General features: G+C 69.7%; 10 protein-coding genes. 6 read left to right on the top strand and 4 right to left on the bottom strand.

Features of this window, described 5'->3' with window-relative positions:
• The coding region (locus Q7P21_RS15650) for a S9 family peptidase (RefSeq protein WP_304177803.1) at window positions 1-1,662 on the top strand (1,662 nt) is incomplete at its 5' end.
• 79 nt (window positions 1,663-1,741) lie between these two features.
• On the top strand, window positions 1,742-3,976 hold the full coding sequence (locus Q7P21_RS15645) for a sulfatase-like hydrolase/transferase (RefSeq protein WP_304177801.1): 2,235 nt from the start codon (window positions 1,742-1,744) through the stop codon (window positions 3,974-3,976).
• 7 nt (window positions 3,977-3,983) lie between these two features.
• On the opposite strand, the gene Q7P21_RS15640 is transcribed toward Q7P21_RS15645, so the two are convergent.
• Window positions 3,984-4,826 carry a helix-turn-helix domain-containing protein gene (locus Q7P21_RS15640; RefSeq protein WP_304177799.1) on the bottom strand — a complete coding sequence of 281 codons (843 nt, stop codon included), beginning with the start codon at window positions 4,824-4,826 and terminating at the stop codon, window positions 3,984-3,986.
• Between the two features lie 156 nt (window positions 4,827-4,982).
• Here Q7P21_RS15640 and Q7P21_RS15635 point away from each other — a divergent pair, with 156 nt between their 5' ends.
• From Q7P21_RS15635 to clpB, 4 genes are all read left to right on the top strand, one after another.
• Window positions 4,983-5,477 (top strand): hypothetical protein, encoded by a 495-nt coding sequence (locus tag Q7P21_RS15635; RefSeq protein WP_304177797.1) that lies wholly within the window; start codon window positions 4,983-4,985, stop codon window positions 5,475-5,477.
• Window positions 5,478-5,614: 137 nt separating this feature from the next.
• Complete coding sequence (locus Q7P21_RS15630; RefSeq protein WP_304177795.1) at window positions 5,615-6,628, top strand: HWE histidine kinase domain-containing protein; 1,014 nt, start codon at window positions 5,615-5,617, stop codon at window positions 6,626-6,628.
• Window positions 6,625-6,984: a response regulator gene (locus Q7P21_RS15625; RefSeq protein WP_304170952.1), complete on the top strand. Its 360-nt coding sequence runs from the start codon at window positions 6,625-6,627 to the stop codon at window positions 6,982-6,984. Before Q7P21_RS15630 ends, Q7P21_RS15625 begins: the two co-directional genes overlap by 4 nt.
• Before the next feature lie 122 nt (window positions 6,985-7,106).
• The gene (gene clpB / locus Q7P21_RS15620; protein ID WP_304177793.1) at window positions 7,107-9,689 is read left to right on the top strand and encodes an ATP-dependent chaperone ClpB; all 2,583 of its coding nucleotides are present in this window, start codon (window positions 7,107-7,109) and stop codon (window positions 9,687-9,689) included.
• A gap of 153 nt (window positions 9,690-9,842) precedes the next feature.
• On the opposite strand, the gene Q7P21_RS15615 is transcribed toward clpB, so the two are convergent.
• The 3 genes from Q7P21_RS15615 to Q7P21_RS15605 all read right to left on the bottom strand — a co-directional run.
• Window positions 9,843-10,385, bottom strand: a complete 543-nt coding sequence (locus Q7P21_RS15615; RefSeq protein ID WP_304171993.1) for a hypothetical protein — start codon at window positions 10,383-10,385, stop codon at window positions 9,843-9,845.
• A gap of 80 nt (window positions 10,386-10,465) precedes the next feature.
• Window positions 10,466-10,891: an alternative ribosome rescue aminoacyl-tRNA hydrolase ArfB gene (arfB, locus tag Q7P21_RS15610; protein ID WP_304171991.1), complete on the bottom strand. Its 426-nt coding sequence runs from the start codon at window positions 10,889-10,891 to the stop codon at window positions 10,466-10,468.
• Between the two features lie 21 nt (window positions 10,892-10,912).
• On the bottom strand, window positions 10,913-11,353 hold a 441-nt coding region (locus Q7P21_RS15605), incomplete at its 5' end, for a Fur family transcriptional regulator (RefSeq protein WP_304177791.1).

The raw sequence follows: 11,353 nt of genomic DNA, 5'->3' as shown, positions 1-11,353 counted from the left end.
CCGGATCACTTGCTGATCACCACCTCGACCACCGCCTACATCTCCGGCGTGGAGGCGCCGCGCGGCGAGTACGCCCAGTTGCTGGACTACGACCTCGCCCAGGGCAAGGTCCGGCCGCTGATGCGGGGCGCCGATGAGAGCCTGAACATCATCATCGGCACGCCCATGGTCCGGGAGATCAAGGGCAAGACGGTGGTCATCGTCGAAGGCGTCAGTTTCGTCGACAACAAGGGCGTCGATTCGCTGTTCCAGCTCGACCTCAAGAGCGGATCCTCGAAGATCTACCGCACCGGGTTCAAGTACACGAAGGACTGGGTGGTCGGCGGCGATGGCGAGCCCCTGGCCGAGGCGGAATATAATCAGGAGACGGGCGCCTGGACCCTGCGAAATCGGCTGGCCAGCGGCGGTTGGGGCCCCCTGATGACCCGGACCGCCCCGTTGGATCATCCCAACCTCCAGGGCCTGGGCCGGACGCCGGACTCGTTCCTGATCTCCGAACGGGTGAAGGACGCCCTCGTCCTGCATGAGGTGTCGGCGTCGAACCCGACGATGGGCGAGCCGCTGCGCCAGGACCTGACCGGATCATTGATCCAGGCGGCGGGCGGCGGGGTGCTGCTCGGATTTGCGGACCTGGTGGGAGACGAGGATGTCTACACCCTCCTGGCGCCGGCCGACGCCGAGGCATGGCGCAAGATCCGACGCGCCTACAAGGGCTCTCGCGTGCAGTTGGTCAGTTGGTCGGCCGACCGCAGCCGGATCGTGGTGCGGGTCGATCCGCCTGATGACGGCCCCAGCTACGCCCTGGTGGACCTGAAGACCGGCCGGGCGGATTCGATCGGCTTCCTCTATGATGATCTCAAGCCCCAGGACGTCTCGCCGGTCCGCCCGATCCGGTACAAGGCCGCCGATGGGCTTGAGATCACCGGCTATCTCACCCTGCCCAATGGCCGGCCGGACCGAAAACTTCCCCTGGTCGTCCTGCCGCATGGCGGACCGGCGGTTCGGGACGACCCCGGGTTCGACTGGTGGTCCCAGGCCCTGGCGTCGCGGGGATATGCCGTGCTGCGCGTGAACTTCCGGGGCTCGGCCGGCTTCGGGCGACCGTTCATGGAAGCCGGCTACGGCCAGTGGGGCCGCAAGATGCAGAGCGACCTGTCCGATGGGGTTCGGTTCCTCGCCGCCGAGGGGACCATAGACCCGGCCAGGGTCTGCATCGCTGGCGCCAGCTATGGGGGATATGCGGCCCTGGCTGGCGCGGTCCTTGATCCCAAGGTCTATCGTTGCGCGGTGTCGGTGTCCGGCCCCGCCGACCTGCCGGCCATGTTGGCGACCCTGAAGGGCTCCGGGCGCCTGGAGGCCACCCGCTACTGGACCCGCTTCATGGGCGCCGAGGACAGCAAGGATCCGGTGCTCAAGGACATTTCCCCGGCCGCTCACGCCGACCAGGTCCGGATCCCGATCCTGCTGATCCACGGCAAGGACGACACGGTCGTGCCCCTGGCCCAGAGCCTGGCGATGGAGCGGGCCCTGCGCGCCGCCGGCAAGGACGTCCAGATGATCACCCTGGCCGGCGAGGACCATTGGCTCTCCCGCGGCGAAACCCGCCAGCAGATGCTGACCTCGCTGGTCGCGTTCCTTGAGAAGAACAATCCCCCCAACTAGGCGCCGGGCCGCTTGTCCGCGCCGGATCATGACAGTAAACGTGCCAATATAAGGCCTGAGCGGGCCGGGAGGATGCGAGATGACGCAAGCCAAGATCGGCCGCACCCTGGCGGACTCCACGCCCCATTGGCCGGCCCCGCCCAAGCCGCCCAAGGGCGCGCCCAACATCCTGGTGGTGCTGTTCGACGATGTCGGGTTCTCGGACTTCGGCTGCTACGGCTCGCCCATCCGCACCCCGACCATCGACGCCCTGGCGGCCGAGGGCCTGCGCTATACCGGCTTCCACACCACGGCCATGTGCTCGACCACCCGAGCGGCGCTGCTGACCGGACGCAACCACCACTCGGTGGGCATGGGCTGCCTGGCCAATTTCGATAGCGGCTATCCGGGCTATCGCGGCAAGATCGCCCGCGAGGCGGGCACGCTGCCCGAGATGCTGAAACCCCACGGCTATCGCAGCTACATGGTCGGCAAGTGGCATGCGACGCCGCTCACCGAGACCGGCCCGACCGGGCCCTTCGACGGCTGGCCCCTGGGGCGCGGCTTCGACCGGTTCTACGGCTTCATGGACGCCGAGACCGACCAGTACGCGCCGGAGCTGGTGCGCGACAACACCCCGATCGATCCGCCGGACGGGGGTTATGAGGCCGGCTATCACCTGACCGCCGACCTGGTCGACCAGTCGATCCGCTATATCGCCGACCACACCGCCGACGCGCCGGAGACCCCCTGGCTGCTCTGGCTGGCCTTCGGCGCCTGCCACGCCCCGCACCAGGCGCCGCAGGAGATCATCCGCAGCTATGACCCCGTGTTCGAGCATGGCTGGGACGTCGAGCGCGAACAGCGCCTCGCTCGCCAGAAGGCGATGGGGATCACGCCCGCCGACACCCGCATGCCGGCCCGCAATGACGGGGTGAAGGGCTGGGACGCCCATTCCGCGGACGAGCGCCGGGTGTTCACCCGTCTGCAGAGCGCCTTCGCCGGCATGCTCGACCATGCCGACCAGCATCTGGCCCGGTTGGTCGGGTTCCTGGAGCAGGCGGGGATCAAGGACGACACCCTGATCCTGGTTCTGTCCGACAATGGCGCCAGCCAGGAGGGCGGACCGCTGGGCATGGTCAACGCCATGGGCCCCTACAACATGAAGGCCGAGCCCATGGCCGAGAAGCTGGCGCGGATCGACGACATCGGCGGGCCCGACACCCATTCCAACTTCCCGCACGGCTGGGCCATGGCCTCCAACACCCCGCTGCGCCGCTACAAGCAGAACACCCACGGCGGCGGCATCCGCGACCCGCTGGTGATTTCCTGGAAGAACGGCCTGCCGGCCCAGGGCGAGCTGCGCCATCAGTTCGCCCACGCCAGCGACTTCGCCCCCACGGTGCTCGACCTGCTGGGCCTGGCGCCGCCGGCCTCGGTCTGGGGCGTGCCGCAGATGCCGATGGAGGGGGTGAGCTTCGCCGCCTCCCTGAAGAACCCCGCCGCCCCGGCGCGCGATCGCGCCCAGTATTTCGAGATGTTCGGCCATCGGGGCCTGTGGAAGGACGGCTGGAAAGCCGTCGCCTTCCACCCGCCGGGCACGCCTTTCGACAACGACCCGTGGGAGCTCTACCACCTGGACGCCGACTTCTCGGAGACGGAGGACCTGGCCCAGGCCGAGCCGGCGCGGCTCCAGGCCCTGATCGACCTGTGGTGGGCCGAGGCCGAGCGCTGCAAGGTGCTGCCGCTGGACGACCGCTTCGGACCGCGCTTCGCCGAGAACGCCATCCGCTATCACGGGCCGCGCAAGCGCTTCGTCTTCCATAGGGGCATGGGCCACCTGCCCACCGACATGGCGCCCGATGTGAGGAGCCGTTCCTACCGCATCGAGGCCGACGCCCTGATCCCGCCCGACGGCGCCGAGGGGGTGCTGATCGCCCATGGCGACGCCACCTGTGGCTACAGCCTCTATCTGGCGGGCGGCCATCTGCACCACACGATCAATGTCGGCGGGGCCAAGGCGACGGTGAGGTCGGAAGCGCCGATCCCACCGGGGCGTCACCGGCTCGGCGTCGGCGTGCGCCAGGGCGATGGGCGGACCTTCACCCTGACGGTGGATGGCCAGCCGGCCGGCCAGGTTCACACCTATCTGGGCTTCGCGACCTTCGTCTCCTGGTCGGGCCTGGACATCGGCCGCGACCGGGGCAGCCCGGTCGCCGACTATGCCGCGCCGTTCAGCTTCACCGGCGCCCTGAAGACCGTGGTCGTGACCATGGACGAGGACCAGGCGCTGGACGCCGACGCAGTCGGCGAGGCGGAGATGGCCCGCCAATAGGCGGCTGTCAGCCGGTCAGCTGCGCGGGGGTCACCCCCAGCATGCGGCGCATGCAGCGGGCCAGGTGGCTCTGGTGGGCGAAGCCGGTCTCGCCGGCGGCCTGCGCGATCGTGCGCCCGCCCCGGGCCAGCAGGGCCTGGGCCCGCAGCACCCGGCGCTCCATCAGATAGCGGTGGGCCGACTGGCCGACCGCGCGGCGGAACATCACCGTGAAGTGCGAGACGCTGACCCCGGCCGTGGCGGCCAGTTCGGTGAGGCTGAGGTCCTCGTCCAGATGGGCCTCGATCCGCTCGGTCACGGCGCGCAGCTGGCGGGGCGTCAGGGCGCTCAGCCGGGGCGGCGGGCGATGGGCGGCGCGGGCCGCAAGCCGGGTGGCCAGCGCCAGGCCGAGGCTCTCGCCATAGAGGCGGGGCGCGGCATGGGCGGCCTCCAGCTCGGCCCTCAGGGCCTGGCCGATCAGCTCGACCTGCGGATCGCGGGCCCGCATCTGCGGGGTCAGGGCGCCAGGGCGGGCGTCGAGACCCTCGGCGGCGCGGGCCATCAGGTCCGGCGAGAAGCGAAAGCTCATCACCAGGGCCTCGGTGGCGTCTTCCCATTGGCCCTGAACGCCGGGCGGGACCAGGTCATAGTCGCCCGGGCTCTGCCAGCCGCTGCGGCTGACATCGTCGACGCAGCAGTCGGCGCGGACGGCCGGGCCGACATGCAGGGCCATGCGGACCAGAGGGCTGATGGTCGGCGTGTGCTTGCCGGCGTCAGTGCGATTGAGCGCGACCTCGAAGCCGTCCCAGGCGCGGTGGGCCAGCCGGTGCGCCAGGGGCTGGTCGGGTTTCGGAAAGGAGCCGTCCGCCACGCGCGAGGTCCGATGAAAAGCTTCAGGATGTTCAGGGAGCCCCCAGGCGGCCGGGGAGTCAAACACCACGGTCTGCCGCCACCGTTTCGGCCGTCGGATCGTGCGCGACGGGCGGCGCGCGCGGCGCCTAGCTTGAAGCTCGCCTGGAGCTTCGACATGACCCTCGCCGCCTCACTTCCCCAAGCCGGTTCGGGCCTGGGCCGCGCCATTCTCATCGCGACCCTGCTGGCCGGGACCCTCGACATCACCGATGCGGTGGTCACCTCCCTGCTGACCGGACGGGGGCCGGTGCGCATGCTGCAGACCATCGCCAGCGCGATCCTCGGCAAGCCGGCCCTGGAGGGGGGGCTCGGAACCGCCGCCCTGGGCCTGGCGATCCACTTCGCGATCATGGCGGTGATGGTCACCGTCTTCGTCCTGGCGGCCGAGCGGCTGGAGCCCCTGCGGCGCCAGCCGATCCTCTGGGGCGGGCTCTATGGCCTGGCGCTCTATGGGGTGATGACCTGGGTGGTGGTGCCGCTCCGCTGGCCCGCCGCCTTCGGCCGGCTCGACGCCCTTCAGACGGCGAATCAGCTCTTCGCCCACAGCCTGCTGGTCGGCGTGCCGATCGCCCTGGTGACGGCCGCGCTGCTCAAGGCGACCCCCCGCTAGCGCCCGACCACGGTTCATCCAACCAGAGCGGGATTCTTCTGATCAAACGCCACCTTGCGGGGCGTCTCCCTTTACTCCCGCCTCCACTTCGGATTCAGTCGATCCCAGATTGGTTTTCGCGCTGGGGGCGAGACTCCATGGCGGCGTCAGAGGTCGACGGCGATCTCACCATCCTTCGCGGGGCCCCGCAGGAGGACGACGCCCACTATCGCATCATCTTCGACACCGCCGTCGAGGCCATCGTGGTCTTTGACGAGGCCGGCGCGATCCGCACGTTCAATCCGGCGGCGGAGCGCCTGTTCGGCTATGGCGGCGAGGAGATGGCGGGGCGCAATCTGCGCGACCTGATGGCGCCGCCCTATCGTGACGCCCAGGTGCGCGGGCCGCAGGAGGATCAGGCCGCCGGGGTGCGGCGGATCCTGGGGGCGGGCCAGGCCATGGCCGGTCAGCGCAAGAACGGCTCGACCTTCACCCTCGAACTCTCCATGGCCGAATGGCGCCGCGACGGGGAACGGTTCTTCACCGGCGTCATGCGCGACGTCACCGATGATGTCCGGGTCCGCGATCTGCAGCGGCTGATGGTCAACGAGCTGAACCATCGGGTGAAGAACACGCTGGCCACCGTCCAGGCCATCGTGTCCCAGACCCTGCGCGACGCCGAGTCGCCACAGACGGCTCAGAAGGACCTGATCAAGCGCCTGGTCGCCCTGGCCGCCGCCCACGACATCCTGACCCGGGAAAGCTGGGAAGGCGCCCAGGTGGCCGAACTGGTCGCCGCGGCCTTGGAGACCCATGGGGTGCGTCGGGCCGCCACCGTCTCCGGGCCGGACATCCGCCTGGCGCCCAAGCCGGCCGTCGCCCTGGCCCTGGCCCTGCATGAACTGATGACCAACGCCGCCAAGTTCGGGGCGCTCAGCGTCGCCGGAGGGGTCAATATCAGCTGGGAGGCGTCCCCGGCGACCGGACTGGTCCTGACCTGGCGCGAGCAGGGTGGCCCGGCCGTGGAGCCCCCGACCCGCCGGGGCTTCGGCCTGCGGATGATCGAGGCCCTGGCCGCCGATCTCGGCGGCCGCGTCGATCTCAGTTTTGAGCCCGAGGGGCTGGTCTGCGTGATCCACGCCGAGCTCGGCGCCGGTGTGGCCGCCTCATGACCCAGGGCCCGATCCGACGCGTGCTGGTGGTCGAGGACGAGGCCATGGTGGCCATGCTGATCCAGGACCTGCTGGCCGAGATCGGCTGCGAGGTGGTCCTGGTCGCCAGCACCGCCCGCGAGGCGGCCGACATGGCCCTGACCTGCGACGTGGATTTCGCCCTGCTCGACGTGAATCTGGGCCGGGGCCAGACCTCGTTCCAGGCGGCGACCATTTTGGGCCAAAGGCGCACCCCCTTCATCTGGGTCACCGGCTATGGCCGCGATGGCGTGCCGGAGCGGTTCAGCGCCGCCCCGGTGTTGAGCAAGCCCATCGACCCCCACCTGTTGGCCGACGTGGTGCGCAATATCGGCTGAGCTCTTTTCGCGCCGTTCCACCCGTTCCGACTTGTGTGGCTGATCTGCCACACTACATCCGGTCAGCGAGAGTTGTGCTTGATCAAGGCGACCCTCGAAATTCCGCCTCATGAGGGGACTGCATGAACATCGATCTCTATTCCGACCGCGCCAAACAGGCGGTCCAATCGGCCCAGAGCCTGGCGCTCGCCCGCCGTCACCAGCAGCTCGCGCCCGAGCACCTGCTGAAGGTGCTGCTCGAGGAAAAGGACGGGCTGTCCCGCGCCCTCATCCAGAGCGCTGGCGGCCGGCCCGACGCCGCCGATCAGAGCGCCGAGGCGCTGCTGGCCAAGCGGCCCAAGGTCGAGGGCGGCTCAGGCCAGCTCTATATGGCGCCCGAGACCGCGCGGATCTTCGCCGAGGCCGAGGCCGGGGCCAAGACTGCGGGCGACGCCTTCGTCACCACCGAACGCCTGCTGATCGCCATCGCCAAGGAGGGCGGCGACGTGGCCAGGGCCCTGAAGGACGCCGGCGCCAACGCCGCGGCCCTGGAGGAGGCGGCCAAGTCCCTGCGCAAGGGCAAGACCGCCGATAGCGCCTCGGCCGAGGAAGGCTATGACGCCCTCAAGCGCTATGCCCGCGACCTGACCCAGGCGGCCCGCGACGGCAAGCTCGACCCGGTCATCGGCCGCGACGAGGAGATCCGCCGCACCATCCAGGTGCTGAGCCGGCGCACCAAGAACAATCCGGTCCTGATCGGCGAACCCGGGGTCGGCAAGACCGCCATCGTCGAGGGGCTGGCCCTGCGCATCGTCAATGGCGACGTGCCGGAGGGCCTGAAGGACAAGCAGCTGCACTCCCTCGACATGGGCTCCCTGATCGCCGGCGCGAAATATCGCGGCGAGTTCGAGGAGCGGCTGAAGGCGGTGCTGAACGAGGTGACCCAGGCCGAGGGCTCCATCATCCTGTTCATCGACGAGATGCACACCCTGGTGGGCGCCGGCAAGTCGGACGGGGCCATGGACGCCTCGAACCTGCTGAAGCCCGCCCTGGCGCGGGGCGAACTGCACTGCGTCGGCGCCACCACGCTGGATGAATACCGCAAGCACGTCGAGAAGGACGCGGCGCTCGCCCGTCGCTTCCAGCCGGTGTTCGTCAGCGAGCCCACGGTCGAGGACACGGTCTCGATCCTGCGCGGCCTCAAGGAGAAGTACGAGGTCCACCACGGGGTCCGCATTTCCGACAGCGCCATCGTCGCCGCCGCGACCCTGTCCAACCGCTACATCGCCGACCGCTTCCTGCCGGACAAGGCCATCGACCTGATCGACGAAGCCGGCAGCCGGGTGCGCATGGCTGTCGATTCCAAGCCCGAGGTGCTGGACGAGATCGACCGGCGCATCGTGCAGCTGAAGATCGAGCGCGAGGCCCTGACCAAGGAAAGCGACGCCGCCTCCAAGCAGCGCCTGGAAAAGCTCGAGGACGAGCTGATCGACCTCGAGGCCCAGTCCGAGGACATGACCGGCCGCTGGAAGGCGGAGAAGGAAAAGGTCTCCTCGGCGGCCCAGACCCGCGAGGCCCTCGACCGGCTGCGCGCCGAACTGGTCACGGTCCAGCGCCAGGGCGACCTGCAGCGGGCCTCCGAGATCGCCTATGGCCAGATTCCGCAGCTGGAACGCCGCCTGGCCGATGAGGAGGCCAAGGCCTCGCAGGACTCGGTCAGTCCCGAGGTGGTCGACGCCGAGCAGATCGCCCAGGTGGTCTCCCGCTGGACCGGCATTCCGGTCGACAAGATGCTGGAGGGCGAGCGCGAAAAGCTGCTGGCCATGGAGGACGCCCTGCGCGGCCGCGTGGTCGGACAGGAAGAGGCCCTGGTCGCCGTCGCCGACGCCGTTCGCCGGGCCCGCGCAGGCCTACAGGATCCCCACCGGCCGATCGGCTCGTTCCTGTTCCTGGGCCCGACCGGGGTCGGCAAGACCGAACTGACCAAGGCGCTCGCCGAATTCATGTTCGACGATGAGGCGGCGATCACCCGCCTCGACATGAGCGAATACATGGAGAAGCACTCGGTCAGCCGCATGATCGGGGCCCCTCCCGGCTATGTCGGCTATGACGAGGGCGGGGCTTTGACCGAAGCCGTCCGCCGCCGGCCCTATCAGGTCGTGCTGTTCGACGAGGTCGAGAAGGCCCACCCCGATGTGTTCAATGTGCTGCTGCAGGTGCTGGACGACGGTCGCCTGACCGACGGCCAGGGCCGCACGGTCGACTTCCGCAACACGCTGCTGATCATGACCTCCAACCTCGGCTCCGAATATCTGGCCAGCCAGGGCGAGGGCGACGATGTCGAGGAGGTCCGGCCCCAGGTCATGGACGTGGTCCGCCGCCACTTCCGGCCCGAGTTCCTGAACCGGGTGGACGAGATCATCCTGTTCAAGCGGCTGGGCCGCTCAGAGATGGGCAATATCGTCACCATCCAGCTGAAGCGGGTCGAGAAGCTGCTGGCCGATCGACGCATGTCGATCGCGCTGGACGCCGCCGCCCTGCATTGGCTGGCCGAGCGCGGCTATGATCCGGTCTATGGCGCCCGGCCGCTGAAGCGGGTGATCCAGAAGGAGCTGGTCGACCCCATCGCCCGCCAGCTGCTGAGCGGCGACCTGGCCGACGGTTCGGTCATCGAGGTCGGCGCCGACGCCGAGGGCCTGCGCATCGGCAAGGCGAAGGTGCACTGAGATCCTCTCCTCTCCCATGGAAATGGGGAGGCTTGGATATGAAGCCGCGCGGGGACCTGGCTCGGCCTGGTTGCTCCCCTTTTTTTGGGGGAGCAACTGCGCTGTAGCCCTATGCGATCGCCCCGCCCGCTCACGGGGGGAGGATCGGGGAGCCTACAGTTCGACGTTGACCGGCTTGCCGGCGCGGATTTCCACGCGGCGCATGATCGCCATGTCCGGGTCGGAGCCGACGATCGGCTTGGCGACGGTGATTACGAACCAGGCGCCGTTGGCCAGGCCCTGGAAGCTGAAGTGATTGTTGGCGTCGCAGGTCGTCCGCCGCACGAAGGCCGAATAGTCGCCGCTGGGCGCGCTGGGCGTGCGGGCGCGCACCTCGTCGGCCGGCAAGGCCGAGAGGATGGGCGAATTGTACAGAATGGTGATCCGCCGCCGGGTCCAGAGGGTCTCCGGCGTCAGGATCACACCGGCTCCGGCGCAGGTATAGGCGGTGCGCGGCGTGTGGAAGGACAGGTGGCCGACGATCTGGCCCTTGCCCGGCACGGCCGACCAAGAGAAGTCACCCGGTCGGAACACTGCCGAGGACGGCGGCCCGCCGACGGCTTCCGGCGGCGCGGGCGGCGGCGGCGTGGCCGTCTCACAGGCCGCCAGGGAGAGCGCGGCGGCCGAGGCGAGGAGGATGCGGGCGGCGGAGGTCATGCGTCACCATAGGGCGAGGGACGCCCGCGCGCCAAGGTCTTCGTTGAGGTTGCACGGCAAACCCCGCCCCAGCCTGGGGTTCAGTCGTCGCCCCGCACCCGGCCCCGGGCGGCCTTGATCCCGCCCCGGCGGACCTTGGTGTCCAGCCTGCGGGTCTTGGAGGCGAGCGTCGGCTTGGTCTTCTTGCGCGGCGGCGGCGGCGGTTCGGCGGCCTTGCGGATCAGCTCGACGAGCCGGTCGAGGGCGTCGGCCCGGTTCCGCTCCTGGGTGCGATGGGTCATGGCCACCAGCACCAGCACCCCCTCCTGGGTCAGGCGGCGGCCCGCCAGCTTCATCAGCCGGATCGCCACGTCATTGGGCAGGGCGCGCGAGCGGCGGACGTCGAAGCGCAGCTCCACGGCGGTCGAGACCTTGTTGACGTTCTGGCCGCCAGGTCCCGCCGCGCGGATGAACCGCTCGACGATCTCGCTCTCGTCGAGCGCTATGGCGGGGGTGATCTCGATCATGGAGCGCAGGCGCCGGCCCGCTCAGCCGGCCTGACAGGCAGGGCAGAGGCCGCGAGCTTCCAGGGTGACGCTGCGCACCGCGTAGCCGGACGGGGCGGCGGCGGCCAGCTGGGTCGCGAAGTCCGGCTCGAACTCCTCGGCCGCGCCGCAGCACTCGCAGATCACGAACGCCGCGCGGTGGCCCTGGCCGTCCATGCGGCAGGGGACATAGGCGTTGAGGCTCTCGATCCGGTGGGCGAAGCCCAGGCGCTCCAGGAATTCCAGGGCCCGATAGACGGTCGGCGGCTTGGCCGGCTCGCCGTGCGCCCCGAAGGCGGCGATCAGGTCATAGGCCTTCATGGGGCCGTCGGCTTCGAGCAGCAGCTCCAGAACCCGCCGCCGCGGCGTGGTCAGCCGTTCCTGGGTCGCGGCGCAGCGGCGCTCGGCCAAGACCAGGGCGTCGGCCAGGACCGGCCCGGCCAG

The organism is Phenylobacterium aquaticum, assembly GCF_947378715.1.
Taxonomy (GTDB): Bacteria; Pseudomonadota; Alphaproteobacteria; order Caulobacterales; family Caulobacteraceae; genus Phenylobacterium; species Phenylobacterium aquaticum_A.
The sequence above is the reverse complement of the archived record's forward strand: the minus strand, read 5'-3'. Positions and strand labels throughout refer to the sequence as shown.

Coding starts and splice junctions, on each gene's coding strand:
- Q7P21_RS15645 (WP_304177801.1), top strand. CDS start 1,742: ATGACGCAAGCCAAGATCGGCCGCACCCTGGCGGACTCCACGCCCCAT.
- Q7P21_RS15635 (WP_304177797.1), top strand. CDS start 4,983: ATGACCCTCGCCGCCTCACTTCCCCAAGCCGGTTCGGGCCTGGGCCGC.
- Q7P21_RS15630 (WP_304177795.1), top strand. CDS start 5,615: ATGGCGGCGTCAGAGGTCGACGGCGATCTCACCATCCTTCGCGGGGCC.
- Q7P21_RS15625 (WP_304170952.1), top strand. CDS start 6,625: ATGACCCAGGGCCCGATCCGACGCGTGCTGGTGGTCGAGGACGAGGCC.
- clpB (WP_304177793.1), top strand. CDS start 7,107: ATGAACATCGATCTCTATTCCGACCGCGCCAAACAGGCGGTCCAATCG.
- Q7P21_RS15615 (WP_304171993.1), bottom strand. CDS start 10,385: ATGACCTCCGCCGCCCGCATCCTCCTCGCCTCGGCCGCCGCGCTCTCC.
- arfB (WP_304171991.1), bottom strand. CDS start 10,891: ATGATCGAGATCACCCCCGCCATAGCGCTCGACGAGAGCGAGATCGTC.